General features: G+C 76.7%; 18 protein-coding genes. 10 read left to right on the top strand and 8 right to left on the bottom strand.

Going from position 1 to position 24463, the window contains the following annotated elements:
* Positions 1-78: 78 nt before the first annotated feature.
* Positions 79-2973 (bottom strand): leucine--tRNA ligase, encoded by a 2895-nt coding sequence (leuS, locus tag ACI8AB_RS11865; RefSeq protein WP_456950298.1) that lies wholly within the window; start codon positions 2971-2973, stop codon positions 79-81.
* 269 nt (positions 2974-3242) lie between these two features.
* Here leuS and ACI8AB_RS11860 point away from each other — a divergent pair, with 269 nt between their 5' ends.
* The 5 genes from ACI8AB_RS11860 (at position 3243) to ACI8AB_RS11840 (ending at position 10808) form a co-directional block, all read left to right on the top strand.
* Positions 3243-5465: a putative bifunctional diguanylate cyclase/phosphodiesterase gene (locus ACI8AB_RS11860; RefSeq protein ID WP_456950297.1), complete on the top strand. Its 2223-nt coding sequence runs from the start codon at positions 3243-3245 to the stop codon at positions 5463-5465.
* A gap of 4 nt (positions 5466-5469) precedes the next feature.
* Positions 5470-7608 carry a GGDEF domain-containing protein gene (locus tag ACI8AB_RS11855; RefSeq protein WP_456950296.1) on the top strand — a complete coding sequence of 713 codons (2139 nt, stop codon included), beginning with the start codon at positions 5470-5472 and terminating at the stop codon, positions 7606-7608.
* A gap of 88 nt (positions 7609-7696) precedes the next feature.
* Positions 7697-8863, top strand: coding sequence for a hypothetical protein (locus tag ACI8AB_RS11850; RefSeq protein ID WP_456950295.1), 1167 nt, complete (start codon positions 7697-7699; stop codon positions 8861-8863).
* Positions 8864-8945: 82 nt separating this feature from the next.
* Positions 8946-9920, top strand: coding sequence for a lipoyl synthase (gene lipA, locus ACI8AB_RS11845; protein ID WP_456950294.1), 975 nt, complete (start codon positions 8946-8948; stop codon positions 9918-9920).
* A 51-nt stretch (positions 9921-9971) separates the two neighbouring features.
* Positions 9972-10808: a DUF4191 domain-containing protein gene (locus tag ACI8AB_RS11840; protein WP_387989154.1), complete on the top strand. Its 837-nt coding sequence runs from the start codon at positions 9972-9974 to the stop codon at positions 10806-10808.
* A gap of 63 nt (positions 10809-10871) precedes the next feature.
* On the opposite strand, the gene ACI8AB_RS11835 is transcribed toward ACI8AB_RS11840, so the two are convergent.
* A complete protein-coding gene (locus ACI8AB_RS11835) occupies positions 10872-11369 on the bottom strand; it encodes a GNAT family N-acetyltransferase (RefSeq protein WP_456903971.1) in 498 nt (165 codons plus the stop codon).
* Positions 11366-11788, bottom strand: a complete 423-nt coding sequence (locus ACI8AB_RS11830) for an RDD family protein (RefSeq protein WP_456950293.1) — start codon at positions 11786-11788, stop codon at positions 11366-11368. The genes ACI8AB_RS11835 and ACI8AB_RS11830 overlap by 4 nt, the downstream gene beginning before the upstream one ends.
* A gap of 168 nt (positions 11789-11956) precedes the next feature.
* Between ACI8AB_RS11830 and glnA the strand changes: the two genes are divergently transcribed.
* A complete protein-coding gene (gene glnA, locus ACI8AB_RS11825; RefSeq protein ID WP_387989145.1) occupies positions 11957-13390 on the top strand; it encodes a type I glutamate--ammonia ligase in 1434 nt (477 codons plus the stop codon).
* A gap of 118 nt (positions 13391-13508) precedes the next feature.
* Here glnA and ACI8AB_RS11820 read toward each other — a convergent pair whose 3' ends face one another.
* A complete protein-coding gene (locus ACI8AB_RS11820; protein ID WP_456950292.1) occupies positions 13509-13955 on the bottom strand; it encodes a hypothetical protein in 447 nt (148 codons plus the stop codon).
* A 287-nt stretch (positions 13956-14242) separates the two neighbouring features.
* Here ACI8AB_RS11820 and ACI8AB_RS11815 point away from each other — a divergent pair, with 287 nt between their 5' ends.
* The 4 genes from ACI8AB_RS11815 to ACI8AB_RS11800 all read left to right on the top strand — a co-directional run bounded on the left by ACI8AB_RS11815 (position 14243) and on the right by ACI8AB_RS11800 (position 19480).
* Positions 14243-14938 carry a hemerythrin domain-containing protein gene (locus tag ACI8AB_RS11815; RefSeq protein WP_456950291.1) on the top strand — a complete coding sequence of 232 codons (696 nt, stop codon included), beginning with the start codon at positions 14243-14245 and terminating at the stop codon, positions 14936-14938.
* Between the two features lies 1 nt (position 14939).
* Positions 14940-15359, top strand: coding sequence for a hypothetical protein (locus ACI8AB_RS11810; RefSeq protein WP_456950290.1), 420 nt, complete (start codon positions 14940-14942; stop codon positions 15357-15359).
* Between the two features lie 38 nt (positions 15360-15397).
* A complete protein-coding gene (locus ACI8AB_RS11805) occupies positions 15398-15934 on the top strand; it encodes a DoxX family protein (RefSeq protein WP_456950289.1) in 537 nt (178 codons plus the stop codon).
* A gap of 216 nt (positions 15935-16150) precedes the next feature.
* Positions 16151-19480 carry a SpoIIE family protein phosphatase gene (locus tag ACI8AB_RS11800; RefSeq protein WP_456950288.1) on the top strand — a complete coding sequence of 1110 codons (3330 nt, stop codon included), beginning with the start codon at positions 16151-16153 and terminating at the stop codon, positions 19478-19480.
* An 18-nt stretch (positions 19481-19498) separates the two neighbouring features.
* Here ACI8AB_RS11800 and ACI8AB_RS11795 read toward each other — a convergent pair whose 3' ends face one another.
* The 4 genes from ACI8AB_RS11795 to ACI8AB_RS11780 form a co-directional block, all read right to left on the bottom strand.
* Positions 19499-21256: a CDP-glycerol glycerophosphotransferase family protein gene (locus ACI8AB_RS11795; RefSeq protein WP_456950287.1), complete on the bottom strand. Its 1758-nt coding sequence runs from the start codon at positions 21254-21256 to the stop codon at positions 19499-19501.
* Between the two features lie 391 nt (positions 21257-21647).
* Positions 21648-22901: an alpha/beta fold hydrolase gene (locus ACI8AB_RS11790; RefSeq protein ID WP_456950286.1), complete on the bottom strand. Its 1254-nt coding sequence runs from the start codon at positions 22899-22901 to the stop codon at positions 21648-21650.
* Positions 22902-23083: 182 nt separating this feature from the next.
* Positions 23084-23779 (bottom strand): CPBP family intramembrane glutamic endopeptidase, encoded by a 696-nt coding sequence (locus ACI8AB_RS11785; RefSeq protein WP_456950285.1) that lies wholly within the window; start codon positions 23777-23779, stop codon positions 23084-23086.
* Positions 23780-23796: 17 nt separating this feature from the next.
* Positions 23797-24369, bottom strand: a complete 573-nt coding sequence (locus ACI8AB_RS11780; RefSeq protein WP_387989105.1) for a dihydrofolate reductase family protein — start codon at positions 24367-24369, stop codon at positions 23797-23799.
* Positions 24370-24463: the final 94 nt, after the last annotated feature.

The raw sequence follows: 24463 nt of genomic DNA, 5'->3' as shown, positions 1-24463 counted from the left end.
CGGGGTACCGGGGCTGGGCCGGCCCCGTCCGGAGGCTCGCCGCGGGCTCGCGAGCGGTGAGGGGGACGGGGTCCTCGGTCAGGCGACGACGAAGTTGACCAGCCGGCCGGGGACGGCGACCACGCGCCGCACGGTGCGGCCGTCCAGCTGCGCGGCGACCTTCTCGTCGGCCCGCGCCGCCTCCTCCAGGGCCGCGGCGTCGGCGTCGGCCGGCACGGTCACCTGCGCCCGCACCTTGCCGTTGACCTGGACCGCGACCTGCACGGTGTCCTCGACCAGCCACCGCTCGTCGGCGACCGGGAACGGCGCCCAGGCGACCGAGTCGGGGTGCCCGAGGCGGGCCCACAGCTCCTCGGCCAGGTGCGGGGCCAGCGGCGCCACCAGCAGCACCAGCGGCTCGGCCACCGCCCGCGGCACCGGGGACTCGGCGCCGTAGGCCGCGGTCAGCGCGTTGGTCAGCTCGGCGATCCGGGCGATGGCGACGTTGAACCGCAGCGTCGCCATGCCGTCGCGCACGCCGGCGATCGCCTTGTGCAGCGCCCGCAGCACGTCCTCGGACGGCGCGGCGTCGTCGGCGGCCCGGACCGCGCCGGTCTCCTCGTCGACGACGACCCGCCAGATCCGCTGCAGCAGCCGCTGCGAGCCGACGACGGCCTTGGTGTCCCACGGACGCGACTGCTCCAGCGGCCCGGTCGACATCTCGTACACCCGGAACGTGTCGGCCCCGTAGGCGCCGATCATCTCGTCGGGCGTGACCATGTTCTTCAGGGACTTGCCGATCTTCCCGTACTCGCGGTTGACCGGCCTGCCCTCGTACAGGAACTGCCCGTCCTGCTCGACGACGTCGGCCGCGGGCACGTAGAAGCCGCGCTCGTCGGTGTAGGCGTAGGCGGAGATGTAGCCCTGGTTGACCAGCCGACGGAACGGCTCCTCGCTGGACACGTAGCCCAGGTCGTGCAGCACCTTGTGCCAGAAGCGGGCGTAGAGCAGGTGCAGGACCGCGTGCTCCATGCCGCCGACGTAGAGGTCCACGCCGCCGACGTCGCCCGGCGACTGCGGGCCCAGCCAGTACCGCTCCAGCTCGGGGTCGACCATCTGCGTGTCGTCACCCGGGTCCAGGTAGCGCAGGTAGTACCAGCACGAGCCCGCCCAGTTGGGCATCGTGTTGGTCTCGCGCCGGTAGGGCTTCGGCCCGTCGCCCAGGTCGAGCTCGACGGTCGTCCACTCGGTGACCCGCGACAGCGGCGGCTCGGGCTGGGAGTCGGCGTCGTCGTCGGCGAAGGTCTTCGGCGAGTAGTCGTCGACGTCGGGCAGCAGCACCGGCAGCAGCGACTCGGGCACCGCGCGCGGCAGGCCGTCGGCGTCGTAGACGATCGGGAACGGCTCGCCCCAGTAGCGCTGCCGGCTGAACAGCCAGTCGCGCAGCTTGTACGTGGTGGTCGCCTCGCCGTGCCCGGCGGCCACCAGCCACTCGGTCACCCGGGCGATGGCGGCGGCCTTGTCGGTCAGCCCGTCCAGCGAGACGTGCTCGTTCGACGAGTTGATCATCGGGCCGCTGCCGGTGTACGCGCCGCCGTCGAAGTCGGCGGGCGGCTGCACCGTGCGCACGATCGGCAGGCCGAAGGCCAGCGCGAACTCCCAGTCGCGGGTGTCCTCGCCCGGGACGGCCATGATCGCGCCGGTGCCGTAGCCGGTCAGCACGTAGTCGGCGGTGAAGACGGGCAGTTCCGCCCCGGTGACCGGGTTGACGGCGGTGGTGCCCAGCCACACGCCGGTCTTCTCCCGGCTCTCGTTCTGCCGGTCCAGCTCCGAGCGCCGGGACGCCTGCCGCTGGTACTCGCGCACCGCCTCGGCCGGGGTCGCCGCGCCGCCGGTCCACCGCGGGTCGGTGCCGTCGGGCCACGCGTCGGCGGTCAGCGTCCCCACCAGCGGGTGCTCGGGCGCGAGCACCACGTAGGTGGCGCCGAACAGGGTGTCGGGTCGGGTGGTGAACACCTCGATGGTCTCGTCACCGGCGGCGAAGCGGATGCGGGCACCGGTCGAGCGGCCGATCCAGTTGCGCTGCATCTGCTTGACCGAGTCCGACCAGTCCAGCCGGTCCAGGTCGGCCAGCAGCCGCTCGGCGTAGGCGGTGATCCGCATCATCCACTGGGTCAGCGGGCGCCGGAACACCGGGAAGTTGCCGCGCTCGGAGCGGCCGTCGGGGGTGACCTCCTCGTTGGAGAGCACCGTGCCCAGGCCCGGGCACCAGTTGACCGGCGCCTCGTGCAGGTAGGCCAACCGGTGGGCGTCGACGACCTTGCGCTTGTCCACGTCGGACAGCTCGGCCCACGGCCGCCCCGAGGGGTTGGTGCCCGGCGCGGGCTCGCGGGTGCCGGCGTCCAGCTCGGCGACCAGCTCCTCGACCGGGCGGGCGCGACCGGCCTGCTCGTCGAACCAGGCGCCGAAGATCTTCAGGAAGATCCACTGGGTCCACCGGTAGTAGCCCGGGTCGATCGTGGCGAAGGTGCGGCGCTCGTCGTGGTCGACGCCCAGCCGGCGCAGCTGCGCCCGGATCGCCGCGATGTTGGCCTCGGTGGTGATCCGCGGGTGCTGCCCGGTCTGCACGGCGTACTGCTCGGCGGGCAGGCCGAAGGCGTCGTAGCCCATCGGGTGCAGCACGTTGTCGCCGTCCATGCGGCGGAACCGGCTGGTGACGTCGGTGCCCAGGTAGCCCAGGGGGTGACCGACGTGCAGGCCCGCACCCGAGGGGTACGGGAACATGTCCATGATGAAGGTCTTGGGCCGGCCCTCGACCCGCTCGAAGCCCTCGGACAGGCGGCCCACCGGGTTGGGCGTGTGGAACGTCCCCTCCCGCTCCCACCGGTCCTGCCACTCCAGCTCGATCCGCTGGGCGAGGGCCGGGGTGTAGCGGTGCGGGGGGACGCCCTCCTCGGCCGGCTCGGTCGTGGGCTGGCTGGCCGTCTGGCTCATCGCGGTGCTCCCGGGGTCATCCGTCGGCGGACATGAAAAGACCCCTCACACAGGAGGGGTCGCCGTGCTGACTGGTTGCTCAGGTCAGCACGGCCGGAGAAGCAGGCGTCCGCCGGTCACGCCCGCGAGTCTACCGCCCGGGGCCTCACCCGGACGGGTCGGTCGGGCGCTCCGGGCTGCACCCGGACGGCGGACGAGCCGTTGTCGTCCTCGTGCGGCGCGCTCAGGTGTCCCTCCGGCGGGCGGGGACCGGTCCCCGCGGCCCCCTCGTGGTGGTCGCGGCGCTCGCCGCTGCCCTCTTCGCCACCGGCGTCGGCCCCCGCCCGCCCGGACAGGCCTGGGACGTCCTCTACGACGTCGTCCTCTACCACCTGTCCTGGCTGGCGGCCGGCGCCGCCTGCTGGCTGACCGCCCCGCGGGCTCCCCGCGAGGCCCTCGCCTGGCGGGCGCTGGCCACCTCGCTCGTCGCCGGCGCGGCCGGGAACGTCGCGCGCATCCTCGAGACCGGCCAGGCGGGCACCACGCCGTCCCCGGTGGCCGACACCTGCGTCGCCGTCGCCTACGGCAGCCTCTACGTCGCGCTGTTCGTGCTCATCCGCGCCCGCGTCGCGCGGTTCCTGCCCAGCATGTGGCTCGACGGCGTCGTCGCCGCGCTCGGCACCACGGCGGTCGGCACCGGGTTCCTGCTCGGGCCCTACCTCACCGACAGCAGCCACGTCTCGGTCGCCCAGCTCGCCTGGCCCGGTGCCGACGTGCTGCTGCTGTCGCTGCTGGTCGGCGTCAGCGCCATCCTCGGCGTGCACCTGGACCGCACCCTGCTGTGCATCGCCGGGGCCATCGCGCTGTTCTGCGTCGCCGACGCCGCCCTGTTCGTGCTGAGCGCCGAGGGCCGCTACGCCGACGGCGGGCCGCTGGAGCTGGTGTGGCAGGCCGGCGTGCTGCTGGCCGCCGTCGCCGCGTGGCGCACCACCGGCGACCCGCGGCGCGCCGCCGGGCAGGAGGGCGTGCGGATCACCTGGCGGCTGGTCGCGCTGCCGCTGGCCGGCACGCTCGCCGCCCTCGCCGTGCTCGCCGCCGGCTACGGCGACGACCTGCCCGACAGCGCCGGGTGGCTGGCGGTGGGCTGTGTGCTCGCCGCGCTGGCCCGCACCGCGGTCACCTTCCGCGAGGTGCGGACGTTCGCGGTGGTCCGGCAGGAGGCGCGCACCGACGAGCTCACCGGCCTGCCCAACCGGCGCGCGCTGCTCGAGCGCGCCCGCACCGTCGTCGCCGGGGCGACCACCGCCTCCCCCGCCGCGCTGCTGCTGCTGGACCTCGACGGGTTCAAGGAGGTCAACGACAGCCTCGGGCACGGCGCCGGCGACCAGCTGCTGTGCCAGGTCGGCCCGCGGGTGGCCCCCGCGCTGCGGCCCGGCGAGGTGCTCGCGCGGCTCGGCGGCGACGAGTTCGCCGTCCTGCTGCCCGCCGTCGACCTGGACACCGCCGCCGAGCGCGCCGGCGTCGTGCACGACCTGCTGCGGCAGCCGTTCGAGGTGGACGGCATCCGGCTGCACGTCGGCGTGAGCATCGGCGTCTCGACCGCGCCGGTCCCCGCCGACGACGTCCAGGAGCTGCTGCGCTGCGCCGACGTGGCGATGTACGCGGCCAAGACCGAGCGCGCCGGCGTGCACGTCTACGTCCCCGACCCGACCAGCGGGTCGGGCGAGCGGCTGCGCACGATGGAGGAGCTGCGCACCGCGCTGGCCGAGGACCAGCTCGACGTCCACCTGCAGCCGCAGGTCGCCATGGACGACGGCCGCACCGTCGGCGTCGAGGCGCTGCTGCGGTGGCACCACCCCGGGCGCGGGCTGCTCGGCCCCGCGCAGGTGCTGCCCGCCGCCGAGCAGGCCGGCCTCCTGCGCCCGCTGACCGACACCGTGCTCGAGCGCTCCCTGGACGCGGTCGCCCGCTGGTGGGACGAGCACCGGGTGCCGGTGTCGGTGAACCTGTCCGCGGCCAACGTCGCCGACCTCGACCTGCCCGGCAAGGTCGCCGCGGAGCTGGCCCGGCGCGGGCTGCCCCCGGCGGCGCTGACCCTGGAGCTGGTCGAGGACACCCTCATGGCCGATCCCGAGCGCGGCCGCACCGTGCTCGGCGAGCTGCGCCGCCTGGGCGTGCGCACCTCCATCGACGACTACGGCACCGGCTACAGCTCGCTGGCCTACCTGCGCCGGCTGCCCGCCGACGAGCTCAAGCTCGATCGCAGCCTCACCGCCGACGTCGACCGCGACGAGCGGGCCGCCGCGATCGTGCGGCACACCGTCGCGCTCGCCCACGACCTGGGCCTGAGCCTGGTCGCCGAGGGCGTCGAGGACCTCACCACCGCCGCCCGGCTCGCGGCGCTGGGCTGCGACGTCGCCCAGGGCTACGCCGTCGCCCGGCCCATGCCGGTTCCCGACCTGCTGCGCTGGCTGGCCGCCCACCGCGCCGCCGCCGCCCGTGTCCGGGACTGAGACGGTGCCGAGCCGGTCCGCCGCCGGCCGGCCGGCGCCGTGGCGGGGTGGCGCCGTGGTCGCCGCGTGGGGGCAGCGGACCGGGACCCGCCGCCCGGTGGTCTGGCTGACGGCGGCCCTCGTCGCCGTCTACCTCACCGGCGTGGACCGGGCCCGCAGCGGTCCGGCGGAGACGCTGCTGTACGACGTCGTCCTCTACAACGCCGTCCCGGTCCTGGCCGGCCTCCTCTGCTGGCGCACCGGCGGCCGGTCGCCCGCCGAGCGGCGCACCTGGCAGGCGGTGGCCGTGGCGTGGGGCCTGATCGTGGTCGGCAACCTCACCTACGTCCTGGTCGTGGTCCCGCAGGCGCAGCCGCCGTTCCCCTCGGTGGCCGACGCGTGGTGGCTGGCCGCCTACCCGCCGCTGTTCGCCGTCCCCCTGTTCCTCGTCCGCAGCCGGGCGCCGCGGGCATCGGCGGTGAGCTGGCTCGACGGGCTGATCGGCGCGCTCGCGGTCGCCGCGGTCACGGCGACCTGGGTGCTGGCGCCCACGCTGTCCTCCCCGGCGCACGACCCGCTGGCGGTCGCCGCCAACCTCGCCTACCCGGTGGCCGACCTGCTGCTGCTCGCGCTCGTCGGCGCGGTGTTCGCGGTCCTGGGCGCCCGCGTCGACCGGGCCGTCCTCCTGCTCTGCGCCGTCCTGACCGGGAAGCTGGTCGCCGACGTGCTCATCGCCGCGGCCCAGGCCGGGGGCACCTACGTCCCCGGCGGCTGGGGCGACCTGGCCTGCGTGCTCAACGCGGCCCTCACGGTGGTCGCGGTCGTCACGGCCCCCCGGCCCGCCGCCCCGGAGCCGGTCGCGGAGGTCCGCACGGGCTGGCGCTGGGTGAGCATCCCGGTCGGCTGCAACGTCGCGGCGCTGCTCGTCCTGAGCGTCGAGTGGAGCCGGCCCGGCGCCGGGCTCGGGGAGCTGTGCGCCCTGGGTTGCCTGGCCGCGTCGCTCGCCCGCACGGCGCTGACCCTGCGGGAGCTGCGAGCGCTGACCGAGGTCCGCCGGCAGGCGCACACCGACGAGCTGACCGGCCTGGCCAACCGGCGGGCGCTGGGCGAGCGCGCCGCCGCGCACCTGGCCCCCGGCCGGCCCGCGGGCGTGCTCCTGCTCGACCTGGACGGGTTCAAGGCGGTCAACGACGGCCTCGGCCACGCCGCCGGCGACGACCTGCTGCGGACCGTCGGGGCGCGGCTGCGCGGGGCCCTCCGCCCGTCCGACGTCCTGGCCCGGCTCGGCGGGGACGAGTTCGCCGTCCTGCTGCCGGGCGCCGACGCCGTCCTGGCGCGGGAGTGCGCCGCCCGGCTGCACCGCGTCCTCGTCGAGCCGGTGGCGGTCGCCGGGCGGGTCGTCCGGGTCGGCGCCAGCATCGGCCTGGCGACCACCCTCGGCGACGGGCGGACGATCGAGAGCCTGCTCGCGGCCGCCGACGCCGGGATGTACGCCGCCAAGGCCGGGGGCGGCGGGGTCGCCGCCGACCCCGCCACCCTCCTGCCGCTGCCGCGGGACCCCGAGGGCGCAGCCGCGGCCGACGTCGTCCTCGTGCCCCTGGTCGACCCGTCGGGACGCCCGGCCGCCCGGGAGGCGCGGACGCCCGAAGGACGCCCGGCCGACCTGACCGCCCTCACGCGCGCCCTGCCCCTCCTCGGCCTCGCGGACGCCGCTCCCCCGGTCTGGACGACGCTGTCGCCCGCCGACGTCGCGGGCACGCGCACCGCCGACTCCCTGGCCGCGGCGCTGCTGCGGTCGGGGGTCCCGCCGGAGTCGGTGGTCTGCGTGCTGCCGCGCGACCTGCCCGGCCCGCTGCTCCCCGCGGCGGCCGACCTCCTGGCGGGGCTGCGCGCCCGCGGCCTGGGGACGGCGGTCGACGGCACCGTCCTGCAGGTCCTCGGCCACGCCGGCGACGGCGCACTGCCCGCCGACGTCGTGCGGCTCGACCTCACCGGCGGCGCCGTGCCCGCCGCGGCGGTGGCGCACGCCGTCGCGCTGGTGACCGCGCTCGGCGGCCGCGTCGTCGCCGTGACCGACGACGCCGACCCCCCTGACGTGCCGGGCTGCCCCGTGCTGCGGACCGCCGGCGCGGACCGTGCCGCCCCGGGGACGCGCGCGTCCTGACCGGCCCGGCGGCGGGTCGGCCCGGGGATGTGCCTTCCCGCCGGAGCGGGCAGGATGGCCGGAGTCGATCAACCCGGAGGTGCATCCCGTGTCCCGCACACAGTCCCGCGGCCAGGTCACACAGTCCCGCGGCCAGGTCATCGGGGCCGAGCTCCAGGAGGGGCTCAGTCACCTCGGCGCCGCCGTCACGGAGGCCGGCCGGGCCGCCGCGGAGCAACTGGCCCCCCGCGTGGACGCCGCGCGCGAGGCGGCCGCCCCCAGGGTCGCCGCCGCCGTCGCGGTGGCCGCGCCCGCCGTCGCCTCGGCCCGCGAGGCCCTGGCCCCGCGGGTGGACGCCGCCCGTGGCGCCGCGAGCCCGGTCCTCGACGCCGCCCGCGAGCGCGTCGACGCCGCCGTCGTGGCGCTCACCCCGCGCGTCGTGGCCGCCCGCGAGGCCGCCAACCCCGTCCTCGACGCCGCCCGCGAGCGCGTCGACGCGGCCGTCGACGCGCTGACCCCGCGCGTGGCCGCCGCCCGCGAGTCCGCCGGCCCGGCGGTCACCTCGGCGCTGACCGCCGCCGGTGCCGCCGCCGCCAAGGCCGCCGCGGACCTCGCGCCCCGGGTGGAGGCCGCCTCGGCCGCCACCCGCAAGGCGCTGGCCACCGAGGTCGCCCCCCGGGTGGCCGCCGCGAGGGACACCGTCGTCCCGGCCCTGGGCAGCGCCCGCGACAGCCTGGTGGCCGGCGTCGGCACCGCGCTCGGCGAGCTCGAGCACCGCCGGGCCGAGCTCGTCGGCGCCGCCGCGAATCCCGGCCGCAAGGCGACGAAGGCCGGCCGGAAGGCCACGCGGAAGACCGCGAGGAAGGCTGCGCAGGCGAGGCGGAAGGTGGGTACGGGATCCGAGCCGCGCCGCTGGCCGTGGGTGCTCCTCGCGCTGGCGGTCGGCGCGGCGGCGTTCTCGTTCCTGCGCCGCAAGACCGAGGACCCGTGGACGCCGGCCCCCGCCGGCGACGGGCCCGTGCCCAGCTACCGAGAGGACCCCGTGCCCAGCTCCCCGAGCAACGACGACTCCGGCAAGACCGTCTCCGACGCGATGTTCGTCGCCGGCGACTCGGCGCCCCCCGAGTCCGACATGGGCATCCGCGATGCCCAGAACGTGGCCGGCGACGACGACGCCGGCGCCACCGACCCGACCCGGACCGCTCCCGAGCCGTTCACCAGCGGCGGCGGGGCGGACGAGGGCCCGACCGCCGGGCCCGCCGCCGGCCAGGCCTGACGGCCCGGCGTCAGCACGCCGATCGCCCCCGCCGCCCTCGAGGCGGCGGGGGCGATCGCCGTCCGGGAGTACGGTGGGGATCATGAGCGAGACGGTGGCGACCAGTACCTCCGAGCCGTCCCGGATCGGTCCCTCGGGCCGCAAGCTGCTGCGCCTGGAGGTGCGCAACAGCCAGGTCCCGATCGAGCGCAAGCCGGAGTGGATCAAGACCCGGCTGAAGACCGGCCCGGAGTACACCGAACTCAAGTCGCTGGTCCGCCGCGAGGGCCTGCACACCGTCTGCGAAGAGGCCGGCTGCCCCAACATCTACGAGTGCTGGGAGGACCGGGAGGCCACCTTCCTCATCGGCGGCGACCAGTGCACCCGGCGCTGCGACTTCTGCCAGATCGACACCGGCAAGCCCGCCGAGTTCGACGCCGACGAGCCCCGCCGCGTCGCCGAGAGCGTCGCGACGATGCAGCTCCGGTACGCCACCGTCACCGGCGTCGCCCGCGACGACCTGCCCGACGGCGGCGCGTGGCTCTACGCCGAGACCGTCCGCCAGATCCACGCCGCCGTCCCCGGCTGTGGCGTCGAGCTGCTCATCCCCGACTTCAACGCCGACCCCGGCCAGCTGGCCGAGGTGTTCTCCTCCCGGCCCGAGGTGCTGGCGCACAACGTCGAGACCGTGCCGCGGATCTTCAAGCGCATCCGCCCCGGCTTCCGCTTCGAGCGGTCGCTGGCGGTGATCACCGCCGCCCGCGAGGCCGGGCTGGTCACCAAGTCCAACCTCATCCTCGGCATGGGCGAGGAGCCCGACGAGGTGGTCGAGACCATGCGCGCGCTGCACGAGGCCGGCTGCGACCTGCTGACGATCACCCAGTACCTGCGGCCCTCGCCGCGGCACCACCCCGTGGTCCGCTGGGTCAAGCCCGACGAGTTCGTCGGCTTCCAGCAGCAGGCGGAGAGGATCGGCTTCCCGGGCGTGCTCGCCGGGCCGCTGGTGCGCAGCTCCTACCGGGCCGGGCGGCTCTACCAGCAGGCCGTCGAGGCCCGCGGCCTCACCACTCGGGGCTGACCGCCCCGCGGGCTCCCCGGGACCGCTGCGCGACGCCCCTATCCTGGGGACATGGCACGCAGCAAGCCCACAGACTCCCCCGCTCCCGCCGGCAACGCCGGCCGGGGCCCCGCCGCGGGGCGCGGCCGGTCCACGGGCGGTGCCACCGCGGCGGGGAAGGCGGGCAAGCCCGCGAAGACCGGCAAGGACGGCGAGCCGAAGGTCGGCCGGCTGAAGAAGGTCGGCAACCAGGTCCGCATGATCAAGCAGGCCTACTCGCTGACGCGGAAGAACGACCCGAAGCTGCCGTGGTACATGCTCATCGCCTTCGTGGCGGTGGCCGGTGTGGTCGAGCTGCTGGCCATCCTGTTCGGGGCGCCGTTCCTCTTCCTGCCGATCGCGGTCGTCCTCGGTGTGCTGGCGGCGATGATCGTCTTCGGCCGCCGCGCGCAGGGCTCGGCCTACCGCCAGGTGGAGGGCCAGCCCGGCGCCGCCGCGTGGGTGCTGGAGGGCATGCGCGGTGACTGGCGGGTGTCCGCCGGGGTCGCCGGCACCGCCCAGCTGGACGCGGTGCACCGGGTGCTCGGCCGCCCGGGCGTCATCCTGGTCGGCGAGGGCTCGCCGGTCCGCGTCCGCGGCCTGCTGGCGCAGGAGAAGAAGCGCATCGCCCGCGTCGTCGGCGACACCCCCATCTACGACGTCACCGTCGGCGAGGAGGAGGGGCAGGTCCCCCTCCGCAAGCTCAGCGCCCACGTGATGAAGCTGCCCCGCAACCTGTCCGCCGGTGAGGTCAACACCCTCGGCCGGCGACTGGCCGCGCTCGGCGGCGCGCGCCCGCCGGTCCCCGGCGGCCCGCTGCCCGGCGGCCGGCAGATGACCGTCAGCCAGCGGCAGGTCCGCCGCCGCTGAGGGAGGACCTCCCCGCGCCCCACCGGCCCGCACGCTCGCGGCGGGCCCCCTGCGGGGAGGCCGTCACAGCCGGCCGAAGGGCTCCGCGTAGCGGAAGGTGCCGCGCTGCTCCGGACCGGCCAGCCGGCGGGCCTGGAAGTGCCCGCCCCAGGCGGGGTCCGGCGGCTCGACGCCCAGGTCCGAGGCGCGCACGAAGCCGGCCCGCGCGTAGAAGGCCGGGTCGCCGAGCAGCGCCACCAGGCGCTCCCCCGCCGCCTCGGCGACGGCGACCAGCGCGTGCACCAGCACCGTCCCGACCCCCCTCCCCTGCCGGTCCGGCCGCACGCCGAGCGGGCCCAGCCCCAGCGCCGGGGCGTCGAGGGGGTCGATCCACCCGCGGGTGGCGACCACGTGCCCGACGACGTCGTCCCCGTCGGCGGCGACCAGCGACAGGTGCGGCAGGAAGCCCGCGTCCGCGCGGAGCTCCCGCACCAGCCGGGCCTCGACGTCGGTGGGGAACGCCGCCCGGTGCACCGCGTCGACGGCGGCGGCGTCGGCCGGCCGCTCGCGCCGGACGATCACCTGTCGAGGACGACGGCGGTGTCGGTGACGCGGTCGTGCAGGCCGCGGCCGTCGGCGTCGACCACCAGCGCCGGCACCAGCAGCATGAGCAGCCCGGTGCGGACGACGGCCCGCCAGGGCGCCAGCCGGGACGCGGGGTGCGGGTGCGCCAGCCGCAGGCCCAGCAGCCGCATCCCCGGCGTCTGCCCGACCGCCACGAGGAACACGACGTAGACCACCGCGAACGACAGCAGGCTCCAGTTGCCCGGCAGGTCCGGGGCGGTGAACAGGCCCGCGACGACGGCGGAGAGGAAGGCGTCGACCAGGAACGCCAGCACCCGGGTGCCGAACGGCGCCAGCGACCCGGGCCCGCTCTCCGGCAGGCCCAGCGACGCACCCCGCCGGCGCTCCTGAGAGGGTGGCTGTGCGTCCCTGACCATGCCCACCAGCGTAGGACCCGCCCGCCGCACGCCCGGCCGCTCGCGCGCGACGGCGTCCGGTGCGACACGCCGGAGCCGTTGTTACCGCCCCGAAACAGACGGGACACCCCGGGGCAACTCCCCGGTCATAGCTTGCGAGTCGGCTGTCCGCCCCACACCGGAGGATCGATGTTCACCAGTCCCGACGAGGTCGCCGCCTACATCCGCGACAACGACGTCGAGTACGTCGACGTGCGCTTCTGCGACCTGCCCGGCGTCATGCAGCACTTCACCATCCCGGCGTCGACGTTCGGTGAGGACACCTTCTCCGACGGCCTCGGCTTCGACGGGTCGTCGATCCGCGGGTTCCAGGCGATCAACGAGTCGGACATGCTGCTGCTGCCCGACGCCAACAGCGCCTTCCTCGACCCGTTCCGGAAGCACAAGACGCTGAACGTCAACTTCTTCATCCACGACCCGATCACGCGCGAGGCCTACAGCCGCGACCCGCGCAACGTGGCGAAGAAGGCCGAGGCGTACCTCGCCAGCAGCGGGATCGCCGACACCGCCTACTTCGGCCCCGAGGCGGAGTTCTACATCTTCGACTCGATCCGGCACTCGACCGGCATCAACGAGGGCTACTACCACATCGACTCGGTCGAGGGCTCCTGGAACTCGGGCGCCCTGACCGGCGAGAACGGCGGCCCCAACCTGGGCTACAAGACCCGCGCCAAGGGCGGCTACTTCCCGGTCGAGCCCTTCGACCACTACAGCGACCTGCGCGCCACGATGATGTCCAACCTCACCGGCGTGGGCCTCGAGCTCGAGCGCGGTCACCACGAGGTCGGCACCGGTGGTCAGGCCGAGATCAACTACAAGTTCGACACCCTGCTGCGCGCCGCCGACAGCCTGATGCTGTTCAAGTACGTCATCAAGAACACCGCCTGGGCGCACGGCAAGACCGTCACCTTCATGCCCAAGCCGCTGTTCGGCGACAACGGCTCGGGCATGCACTGCCACCAGAGCCTCTGGAAGGACGGCGAGCCGCTCTTCCACGCCGAGACCGGCTACGCGGGCCTGTCCGACACCGCCCGCCACTACATCGGCGGCCTGCTGGCCCACGCCCCGTCGCTGCTGGCCTTCACCAACCCGACGGTGAACAGCTACCACCGCCTGGTGCCGGGCTACGAGGCGCCGATCAACCTCGTCTACTCGGCCCGCAACCGCTCGGCCTGCTGCCGCATCCCGATCTCGGGCGACAACCCGAAGGCCAAGCGCATCGAGTTCCGCGTGCCCGACCCGTCGGCCAACCCCTACCTCGCCTTCTCGGCGATGCTCATGGCCGGCCTCGACGGCATCAAGAACAAGATCGAGCCGCCGGCGCCGGTGGACAAGGACCTCTACGAGCTGCCGCCCGAGGAGGCCCTGGGCATCGAGAAGGTCCCGGCGTCGCTGGACGCCGTCCTCGACCGGCTCGAGGTCGACCACGAGTACCTGATCGACGGCGGCGTCTTCACGCCCGACCTGATCGAGACGTGGATCGAGTACAAGCGGGAGAACGAGATCGACCCGATCCGCCTCCGCCCGCACCCGCACGAGTTCGCCATGTACTACGACATCTGAGTACTACGACATCTGATCCCTCCCGGCACGCGACAGGGGCCGGTGACCCGCGCGAGCGGGCTCACCGGCCCCTGTCGCGTCCTCGCCCCCGCGCTCGGCGCGGACGACCACCTCCGGGTCACCCCGGGCTGTGGAGCAGACGGCGGGCCCGGACCGCCGCGAGCGCCCCGACACCCGAGGTCACCCCGACCAGCAGGAGCTGCACACCGAGGATGTGGCGAGGCAGCCCCGGTCTCCCGAGCTGACCGTCGAAGAAGCCGGAGAGGCTGCTGAGCAGGCACACGGCGGCGAGCAGTCCGGCCGCCGCGGCCCCCCGCCGGCCCGGCCGGCGGACCGCCGCCGCGGCGAGTGCGGCCTGCGCGACCATCACCGGCGCGGGCGCGGCGGCGACGGCCCGTCCGCTCCAGGCCTCGGCCGGGGTGTTCCAGCCGGACGCCACGGCGAGGCCGCCGCCGACGCCGTCGAGCAGGAGCATGCCGGCGGTGGCCAGCCCGAGCCTCCGGCCGCTCCTGTCGGTGGGTCCCGGCGGCTCGACGACCCGCCGGCTCGTGGTGCGGCCGACCATCACGGCGGGACCTCCTGCTCGGCCGATCGACGACCGCAGGGTAGGCGGGACCTCGCGCGGTGGGTACCGGTGTGGTCGCCGCACCCGATGCCGACCCCGGTCACCCGGGACGACCCGGGCCGGCCCTCGGCCTCCCGTCCGGCCGGCTCGCGGACCGCCGCGTCCGCGCAGCAGGCGTGGGTCAGAGTCCAAAGTCGGTTCCGCGCGCCACGCCCCGCTGGCAGGGTGGGCACGCGGCAATCCCTGACGTGCAGCAGGTCGTCCACGGGGGAGAGACGGGGCCTCCCATGACCGCCGACACCCGGCCGGACCTCCGCCCCAGCTACCTGGAGCACCGTGCGATGCGCACGGACGCGGAGCGGCTGCGGACGCTCGTCGCCTCGGCCCGCCCGGCCGACGCGGACCAGCTGTCCGCGCTGGCCGCCTGGTACGCGAGGTACGAGGGCGCCATCCACGACCACCACACCGCCGAGGAGGCGGTCGTCTATCCCGCGCTGCTGGAGCGGGACCCGACCTTCGCCGATGCGGACGGCGAACTGGAGGGAGAACACCGGGTGCTGGCCGATCGCCTGGCGGTCATGGGCCAGAGCCTGCAGGCACTGCCCGCCGCGGCGGGGGGCGGCAGCTGGGAGCGGGACCTGGAGGAGGCGGTCCGTGCCGCGGAGGCACTGCAGGAGATCCTCGGTGTGCACCTCCCCCACGAGGAGGACGTCGCCTTCTCCCGGTACCAGCGGGAGTTCACGGCCGAGGAGTTCACGGCCCTGGGCAAGGCCGCGTGGAAGGTCGTCGGCGCGCGCGCCGTCGTGTTCGCCGGGCCGTGGGTGCTCGACCACGCGACCCCGGCCGAGCGCGCGGAGCTGCTGGCCGCTCAGCCGATGCTGCTCCGGGTCCTGTACCGGCTCGCGCTCCGCCCCCGCTACGAGCGCCTGGCCCGCCCCCTGCGGGTCCCGGCTCCCCCGGCGTCACCGCGACCGGAGGCGTGACGTGCCCACCGTGCCGTGGCGTCGCCGCCTCTCCCCGGTCCCGGGTGACGAGTACGTGGTGCTGGCGAGCCGGCTGCCGCTCCGGTCGTTCGCCCAGGTCCCGCGTTTCCTCGGGCTGACCGTCGCGGTCGTCCGTCAGCTGGAGCGCACCGAGGGGCTGGTCGGTTACAGCCTGCGGGCCCAGCCGCTCGCCAGGACGTTCTGGACCCTGTCCGCGTGGACCGACGACGCGGCGCTCGGCCGCTTCGCGCGGGAGATGCCGCACGCGGCCGTCATGGCGACGCTGCGCCCGCACATGAGGCCCACGCGGTTCGAGTCGTGGACGGTCCGCGGCGACGAGCTCCCCGTGGCGTGGGACGACGCGGTCGAGCGCCTGCTGCGACCGGCCGGCTCCTCACCGCCGCCGTCCCCGGTCCCCTAGGGGACGGTCACCCGGAGAACGGACCGGGAGGTCCAGCGATGGTGCTCCTCGTCGTCCTGGTCGGGACCTACGCCCTGGCCCGGCTGCTCCCCTCGCGGCTGCACCGCCGCCGCCCGCCGCCGGACGCTGCGCGGGTGGCGATGGCCACCGCGATGGCCTTCTCGGGGGTCACCCACGTCGTGAAGCCCGAGCCCTTCGTGCAGCACCTGCCGGAGTTCGTGCCCGCGCGGGAGCGGGTGATCCTCTGGACCGGGCTGCTCGAGGTGCTGTTCGGCGTGGGGCTGGCGGCACCCCACCGCCGGCGCCGGGAGGTGGCTCTCGCCCTCGCGGCTTACCTGGTCGCCGTGTTCCCCGCCAACGTCTACGTCGCCGCGGCGGGCGTCCGGATCGAGGGCCTCCCCGGCGCCTCGCACCCGTGGCTGCGGCTGCCCCTCCAGTTCGTCTACATCGGCTGGACCTTCTGGGCCGTCCCCGGTGCGTGGCAGCTCGCCCGCAGCCGGGCCGCGCAGCTGCGGGACGCGGCGGCGCCACCGCTCCGCGACCGGGAGACGGTCCTGGCCGGGGCGACGTCGTGACCGCGGGCCCGGGCCCCGGCCCGGCGTCGTCGCCCCGGGACCGCGGGCGGGAGCCCTCCTGCTGCTGACGGGGACCGCGTCCCGTCGCGAGGCGGCGGCCAGGAGCCCCACCGGGGCCGAGGTTCCCACCAGGGGGTTCGCAGACGGCGTCGCGCGGGGCAGAATCCCGGGGAGCGGCTCAGACGCGGAGCGGGCACCCGACCGACGGGAGACGTCGTGGACGCGTCCGACGCGTCGCACCATCCTGACGACGCAGCGCACGGCGACGACCGCGCGGAGCTGCGGCGGTACCGGGCGCTGGTCGAGTACGCCCCGGACGCCGTCGTGATCCTCGACCTCGACGCGGGCCGGTTCGTCACGGTCAACCGGGCCGCCGAGGAGCTGTTCGGCATGAGCCGGGCGGAGCTGCTGCGGGTGGGGCCGGTCGAGGTCAGCCCGCCGGAGCAGCCCGACGGGCGGTCCTCGCGGGAAGCGGCGGCGGCGCAGCTCGACCGGGCGCTGGCCGGCGAGCGGCCCCGCTTCGACTGGACCCACCGCCGCGCCGACGGCACCGACGTCCCGTGCGAGGTCACCCTGCTGCGGCTGCCCGACCCCGACCGGCGGCTGGTCCGTGGCAGCGTCCTGGACGTCACCGAGCGGCGCGCCACGGAGACCGCCCTCGCCGCGCAGGCCGCCCGCCGGATCGCGGAGCAGATCGCCCGGCGGGCCGCGGAGGCGAGCGTGGCCCGGCTGCAGGCGACCGTCGCCGGCCTCAACGCGGTCGTGTGGGAGCGCGACCCGGCCACGCTGCGACTGACCTTCGTCAACGAGCGGGCCGAGGAGCTGCTCGGCTACCCGGCCTCGCGGTGGCTGGCCGACGAGGGACTGTGGTCGCGGATCCTGCACCCCGACGACCACGACGCCGTGCTGGACCGGGTGCGCCGCGAGGTCGACGCGGGCACGGTGGACTTCACGCTGACCTACCGGGTGTGCACCGCCGACGGCCGGTGGGTGTGGCTGCAGCACCTCGGCCACGTCGCCCGGGACGAGGGTGGCACCGCCCGCACGCTGCACGCGGTCCTGTTCGACGTCACCGCGGCCCGGCGCCGGGAGCGGGCCGCGGAGCTGCTGGCGGCCGCCGGCCAGGCGCTGGCCGCTCCGGGTGCGGTGGAGGACCGGCTGGCCGCGGTGGCCGCCCTCGCCGTCGAGGAGCTGGCCGACCGGGCCCTGGTCTGGCTGCGCGGCGACGACGACCGCCACAGCGTCGTCGCCGCCGCCCCGGCCGACGCGGCGCGGGGACTCACGGGCGTGCCGCTGCTCGTCGTGCCCGAGGAGCTGCGCCCGTCCGTGGAGGCCGGGCAGCCGTTCGTCGTCGGCACGGTGACCGAGGCGCTGCGGGACGAGGCCACCGGGCGCTCGCCGGTCCGGCTGCCCGCCGACCCGCTGCCGGTCGGCCCCCGCCTGGTGGTGCCGCTGGTGACCGGCGGGGAGCGGGTCGGGCTGCTGTCCCTGGCCGTCGCGGACCCCGGCCGCCGCTTCGACGACGCGGACCGGGCGCTCGCCGGCGACCTCGGCCGGCTGGTCGCGACGACGGTGGCCGCCGAGCGGCTGGCCGAGCGGCAGCGCCAGCTGCACGACCTCGCCGTGGCCCTGGCCGCCGCCGGCACCGCCGCGGAGGCCGGTGCCGAGCTCACCGCGCGCCTGCACGAGTCGCTGGGCGCGGCGGTGGTCGCGGTGTGCGCCCTCGGCGAGGACGGCCTGCTGCACACCGTCGACGTCCACGGCGACTCCCCCGGGTGGACCGCCGGGTTCAGCACCATCCGGCTGTCCGCGCCGGCCCCGCTGGCCGAGGCCGCCCGCACCCGCCGCCCGGTGTGGCTGCCCGACCGCGAGGCCCTGGTGTCCGGCTACCCGGAGATGGCGCCGTTCCTGCGGCCGGAGACCCAGGCGACGGCGTCGCTGCCGCTGCTGGCCGGTCCCCGCCTGGTCGGCGCGGTGGCGGTGGTCTTCGACCGGCCACGGGCCTTCGACGCCGCCGAGCGCGCGTTCCTGCTCACCGTCGCCGGACAGGTCGCCGGGGCGCTGGAGCGGGCCGCGCTGGCCGACGTGCGCCGGGAGATGGCCGACACCCTCCAGCGCAGCCTGCTGCCCGCCCGCCTGCCCACCTCCGACCGGCTGGGCGTGACCGCCCGCTACCTCCCCGCGGTCACGGGCACGTCCGCCGGCGGCGACTGGCACGAGGTGGTGCCCGTGCCCGGCGGCCAGACTGCGCTGGTCGTCGGCGACGTGGTCGGCCACGGCGCCTCGGCGGCGGCGGTGATGGGGCGGCTGTCCAGCGCGCTGTCCGGCGTGCTGCTCACCGGGGAGGGGCCGGCGCGGGCGCTGGAGCTCCTCGACGGCTTCGCCGGGCGGATCGACGGCGCCGCGCTGGCCACCGTCGCCTGCCTGGTCCTCGACCCGGCCACCGGCCGGCTGACCGCCAGCACCGCCGGCCATCCCCCGCCGCTGCTGGTCACCCCCGACGGGTCGGCCGTGCTGCTCGACGGTGGGCACGGCCCGGCGCTCGGCGTGTCCGGCTCCGGGCGGCGTCCGGAGGCGGTCAGCGTCCTGCCCGCCGGCGCCACCCTCCTGCTCTACACCGACGGGCTGGTCGAGCGGCGCGGCAGCCTGCTCGACGAGGGGCTCGCGCGGTTGGCGGCCGCGGCCGCGGCACGGGCGACGGCGCCGCTGCCGGCGCTGCTCGACGGCGTCCTCACCGACCTGCTCGGCGGCGGCCACGGCGCCGACGACGACGTCGCCGTGCTCGCCGCCCGGCGGCACCCCGCTCCCCTGCGCCTCGACCTGACCGCCGATCCCCTGCAGCTGGCGCGGCTGCGGCGGGAGGTGTCCCGCTGGGCACACGCGGCCGCGCTGTCCCCCGACACCACCGGGGACCTGCAGCTGGCGGTCGGGGAGGCCGCCGCCAACGCCGTCGAGCACGCCTACCGCGACGCCACCGAACCGGGCCGGGTGCAGGTCGAGCTGGTCGCCGACCCCGACGGCGGGGTGGCGGCCACGGTCACCGACGGCGGCACCTGGCAGCCGGCGGCCGCCGACCCCGGCTTCCGCGGCCGCGGGCTGGACATGATCACGGCGCTGAGCGGCGGCGTCGACGTCGTCCCCGGTCCGCGGGGCACGGCGCTGCGGTTCCGGCTGGCGCCCCCGGCCCCGGTGCCGCCGCCCGCGCCGGGGGTGGCCCCGGTGGCGGGCGTCCCCGCGTCCCTGCGGGCCGGGGAGGCGCCGCGCGGCCGCCGGCTGGAACTGACCGGCGACCTCGACCTCGCCGGCGTCGCGGAGGTCCGGGCGGCCCTGCTCGCCGAGGCCACCGGCGGCCGGCCGCTCCTGCTGGACCTCACCCGGCTGGGCTTCGTCGCGAGCGTCGGCGCCGGCCTGCTGCTCGAGGCGGCCCGGGCCGCGGCCGGCCACCTGGAGGTGGTGCTGCCGCCCGGCGGGTCGGCCCGGCGGCTGCTCGACCTCACCGGGCTCACCGACGTCCTGGCCGGCGGGGACGGGAGCGCCGCCCCCTGACGTCCCCGCTGCCCCGGCTCACCCGGCCGCGGCCGCCGGGGCGGGGAACACCAGGTCCAGCACGCGCTCCGTGGCGTGGCCGTCCTCGCGCGAGCAGAACCGCTCCCGGAACCGGTCGTAGCGCTCGCGGTGGCGCTCGGCCAGCGCGTCGAGGTCGCCGAGCGCGTCGAGCACCTCGTCGACGGTGCCCAGCAGCGGGCCGGGGGCGAGTTCCTCGAGGTCGAGGTAGAAGTGCCGCAGGTCGCCGCGGTAGTGGTCGAGGTCGTAGGTGTAGTAGAGGATCGGCTTGCCCGTGACGGCGAAGTCGAACTGCAGGGACGCGTAGTCGGTGACCAGCACGTCCGCCGCCAGCAGCAGGTCCCGGATGTCGGGGTGGTCGGACACGTCGACCACGTGCGGCACGTCGACGCCGTCCAGCGCGTCCGTGACCTGGTAGTGCAGCCGCACCAGCAGGACGTGGTCGGACCCGAACCGGTCGGCGAAGCGCCGCAGGTCCAGGCGCAGGCGGTGGGAGGGGCCCTCCTCGTCGGCCAGCTCGTCGTCGCGCCACGTCGGGGCGTACAGCACGACGGTGCGGTCGGCGGGGACGCCGAGCTCGGCGCGGACCAGCTCGCGGGCCCGCGCGGGGTCCGGCCGGGAGAGCACGTCGTTGCGCGGGTAGCCGGTCTCGTGCACAGGCCCGTGGTAGCCGAAGACCCGCGGCAGCAGCGTGCTGCCGTCGGGGTTCTGCGCCAGCAGCAGGTCCCACCGGGCGATGTCCCGGTCGATCACCGCGGGGACCTCCGGGTCGAAGGTGACGTCGCGGTGCACCGCCTTCAGGGGCGTGCCGTGCCAGGTCTGCAGGTAGGTCGCTCCCGGCCGCTTGTCCCAGTCCACGGACAGGTGGGTGTTCGACACGACCAGGTCCGCCGACTCCAGCGCCGCGACCGCCTCGTCCCCCTCGACCGGGACGGTCGCGGCGTCCGCCGGGAACTCGTCGGCGTGCGCCTCGGCGCGCATCCAGACGTGCTCGACGTCGTCGCCGCGGGCGAGCAGCGCCTCGTGCAGCGCGCGGGGGTTGTCGGAGTACCGGCCGTCGAAGCTGCGGTAGACGATCTTCACGTGTGTCCTCGGGTCGTCGGGGCGTGCGGTACCGATCCGGCCCCGGTCGGGGACCGAGGGGGTCAGCGGCTGCGGGTCTCGGGGAAAAGCAGGTCGAGGACGCGGGCGGCGACCGGTCGCGGGAGGTGGTCGGTGAGGTCCGGCCGCGGGGTGGCGCCCACGAGGACGTACCCCGGTGCCCCGGCGTCGGGGACGCGGAGGTCCGGGCCCGCGACGGGCAGCCCGAGGGCCCGGCCGGACGGTGCTGCGCTCGCCGGCCGGCGGGACGTCGTCCATCGCCCAGCCGGCCTCGGCGACGGCGGCGGCCGTCCCCTCGTCGAGCGGGATGCGGGACCGCCCGCCGGTGGCCCGCTCCCGGCGCCGGCCGGCCCGGCGGACCAGCGCCGCGACGTCGGAGACCCCGCCGCCGACCACCGTGGCTGGCCGGCGCACCCCCGCGGCGACGACCGCGGAGCCGACGACGACGACCCGCAGCTCCTCCCCCGCCGGCACGGCGTCGGCAGCCACGCGGACCCCGGCGCGGGCGGCGACCCGGCGGGCCACCCGCGGGTCCGCGCAGCGGCTCAGGGCCACGGCCGAGGTGGGCTCGAGCATCGACCCGCAGGTGAGCGCGCCGCGGGCGCCGAGGGTGAGGCGCAGCTCGCCCTGGTCGGCGTCGGTGACCTCGACCCGCACCCCGCGGCGCAGCGCCTCGTCGGCGAGCAGCCGCGCGCAGGGCGCGGGTCCCCGAACGCCCGGACGTGGTCGACCCCGGTGACCGTGCCGACGACCCGCCCGGTGCGCCGGTCCTCCGCCACGAGGTAGCGCACCGTGCCTCCCCAACCGAGGTCGAGGGTGGCGTCGGCGTCCATGCCCCGCAGCTGGTGCTCCGACGGTGGCTGCCACGGGATGCCGGTGATCGTCGGGACGGCCGTCGACGGCCGCCGCCGCGACGTACTGGTGCTCACGATGGGTCGCCACCCGGGGGCGTGCCCGGCTCGTCAGGCGGCGTGTTGCACCCGGCCGTGCCGCCCCACCATGCCCCTCCTGTCGCGGACGAAACCGACCCGGAACGACCGGGTCCCGGTCAGCGCCCGGCCGGGACCAGCCGCGCCGGGCCGGCCGGTGCCTGCGCCGTCGCCGCGCGCAGGAGCTCGTAGGTGCCCTGGGCGGCGGCGGCCCACCGCCCCGCCACCGGCTCGCCCCGCAGCCAGGTCGCGGCCGCGACCAGCAGCTGCCAGCCGGCCGCCGCCTCCAGGTTGAGGTGGACCGGCAGCGGCAGCACGCGCAGCAGCCCGGCGGGGTGGTCCGTCAGCAGCGTGTCGGCCAGCCCCGCCGCACCGGAGGCGGCCAGCAGCAGGCGGGTCCGCGGCCCCCACGGCCGGGTCCACGGCACGGTGAGCAGTGCCAGCGTGCTCACCACGTCGAGGACGGCGTGCACCGTCGGCGGCAGCGGCCGGACCGGGGCCAGCGGGTCACCGGGCCGGGACCGGGGCAGCACGACGTCGTCGTCGATGGGCTCGCGGCGGTCCAGCTCGCCGGAGAGGAAGACGTCCACCAGCCGGGCGGTCACGTCCGGCGCCGACCAGTGGGCGTTGTGCGCGGCGCCCTCGATCACGACCAGCCGGCCGTCGGGCAGCAGCCGGGTGACCTCCTCGGCCCACTCCTGGCCCAGGGTCCGGTCGTGCCGGCCGCGCACCACCAGGGTCGGCGCGGCGACGTCGGGCAGCCGCTGCTCGATCGGGTCGTCGGCGCTGCGGACGAGCTGCTGCACCATCCGGGCCACGCCGGTGGACAGGTACTCGACCTGCATCACCGGCTGCAGCGTGGGGACCTCGAAGACCTGGTTGCGCAGCACCTGCGGGTACTGCCGCCAGGGCCGGCGGTAGCGGGGGTCCGGCGTCGAGCCGGACAGCACCAGGCGCTCCACCCGCTCGGGGTGGCGGGCGGCGAGCTCGACACCGACCTGCGCGCCGATCGAGTTGCCGAAGAAGCTCGCCCGGCGGATCCCGCAGGCGTCGAGCCAGGCCAGCAGGTGGCCGGTCTGCGTGGCGACGTCGGGGCCGCCGGGCCAGCGCAGGTGCGGGTCCCGCGGCGAGCGGCCGAACCCGGGGAGGTCGGGCGCGAGGACGTCGTGCCCGAGGGCGGCCAGACGCCGTCCCAGCGGGACCAGGTACCGGCTGGACAGACCCAGCCCGTGCAGCAGCACGACCGGCACCCGCTCGCCGCCCGCACCGGAGCGCCAGGTGCGGGAGTGGACCCGGGCGCCGATCGCGGGCACGGCGGTCCGCACGTGGCGCGGAGGCGGGCCGGCGGGGCGGAGGGAGGTCAGGACGGGCACGGGTCCTCCGGAGGAGAGGTGGGACACCCCGTGGGCTCAGGGCCCGGTCCTCCTACCCCGCGCCGAGGGGTGATCCACAGCGCGGTCGTGCCGCCTGCCGGCCCACGGCGAGGGGCTCGGGAGGACGGCGTCGCCGCGGTCGCGGACTCGTGGGCCGATGTGGAGCGGCTGCTGGGCTGACCTCAGCGGCGCCCGGCCGCCGCGGCCGCCAGCGCCCCGAGGTCGTTGGCCGCCAGGTGCAGCAGCGCCGGTGCCAGCAGGCTGCCGCTGCGCTCGCGCAGCCGGGCGAACAGCACGCCGGCGCCCGCCGTGCCGAGGCAGGCGGCGCCGACCGCGCCGGCCCGGCGCGGCCGGTCCGCGGCCGGCGCGTCGAGCGCGAGCGTGCGCACGGTGGGGGTCACGTGCCACAGGCCGAACAGCGCCGCCGCCGCGGCCCGCGCCTGCCGCGCGGGCAGCACCCGCCGCAGCACCGGGGGCAGGACGCCGCGGAAGGCGACCTCCTCCCACAGCACGGTGCCGACCGGGATGCGCACCAGCACCCGGACGGCCAGCGCCCGCGCGCCGAGCCCGGTCACGCGGGCGTCGGCGAGCAGGGGCCGCAGGGCCGGGACGGCGAGCGCGGTGGCGTACCCGGCGCCGACGACGGCGGCCCAGGCCCCGCCCTCCCGTGCCCCCGCCCCCAGCCGCCGCGGGTCCAGGCCGAGCTCGGCCCAGGTGATCCCCCCGGCGCGGGCCGCCGCGAGCAGCGTCGCCGCGGCCGCGGCGTTCACCGGCGCGTACGCCCGCTCGGGCAGCCGCGGCACCAGCAGGTCGTTCCAGGCCGCGAGCAGCACGGCCAGGCCGGCGGCCCGGCGGGCGTCGGAGCGGCGGGCGGTCACGTGCTCCCCCGGCCGGGTCAGCGCGAGCGCGACCAGGTGAGGACGGCGGGGCCGCCGGGGAAGGTCCGCACGTCGTCCAGGACGAACCCGGTGGGGGCGAACCCGGTGTCGAACAGCGGCCGGCCGGCACCGGCCACCACCGGGTACTGCTTGAGCACCAGCCGGTCGATCTCGGGGAGCAGCTCACCGGCGAGCTGCCCGCCGCCGGCGAGGTAGACGTCGAGGCCGGGCGCCTCCTTGAGGGCGCGCACGGCGGCCAGCGGGTCCTCCCGGACGACGGTGACCTCCGGGGCCGGGGGTTCCAGCGACCGGGAGACGACGACCTGCCGCAGGTGGGCGTAGGGGCTGACGATGCCCGCGGCGAGGCCGGGGTCGTAGGTGCGCCGGCCCATGACGACCGTGTCGAACCGGCGCCGGAGCGCGGCGTCGACCCCCAGCGCCCGGCGCACGTGCGTGGGCAGCGCGTCGGCGTACTCGGTCGCCATCCACTCGGTGAACGGCTCGGTGAGCGGGTAGAAGTCCACCTCGTCGTCGGGGCCGGCGATGAAGCCGTCGATCGACACCCCGACGTAGTAGACGAGGTCGCGCACGTCCCACCTCCACCGTCGTCGCCGACGTCACGCTCCCGTGGTGCGGCACCGGTGCGCAAGCGGCGACGGGCCGGGGACCCCGAGGGGTCCCCGG

This window comes from Geodermatophilus sp. SYSU D00698 (assembly GCF_054050335.1).
This window is presented reverse-complemented; position numbering and strand designations above follow the sequence as displayed.

Coding starts and splice junctions, on each gene's coding strand:
- leuS (WP_456950298.1), bottom strand. CDS start 2,973: ATGAGCCAGACGGCCAGCCAGCCCACGACCGAGCCGGCCGAGGAGGGC.
- lipA (WP_456950294.1), top strand. CDS start 8,946: ATGAGCGAGACGGTGGCGACCAGTACCTCCGAGCCGTCCCGGATCGGT.
- ACI8AB_RS11840 (WP_387989154.1), top strand. CDS start 9,972: ATGGCACGCAGCAAGCCCACAGACTCCCCCGCTCCCGCCGGCAACGCC.
- ACI8AB_RS11830 (WP_456950293.1), bottom strand. CDS start 11,788: ATGGTCAGGGACGCACAGCCACCCTCTCAGGAGCGCCGGCGGGGTGCG.
- glnA (WP_387989145.1), top strand. CDS start 11,957: ATGTTCACCAGTCCCGACGAGGTCGCCGCCTACATCCGCGACAACGAC.
- ACI8AB_RS11820 (WP_456950292.1), bottom strand. CDS start 13,955: ATGGTCGGCCGCACCACGAGCCGGCGGGTCGTCGAGCCGCCGGGACCC.
- ACI8AB_RS11815 (WP_456950291.1), top strand. CDS start 14,243: ATGACCGCCGACACCCGGCCGGACCTCCGCCCCAGCTACCTGGAGCAC.
- ACI8AB_RS11805 (WP_456950289.1), top strand. CDS start 15,398: ATGGTGCTCCTCGTCGTCCTGGTCGGGACCTACGCCCTGGCCCGGCTG.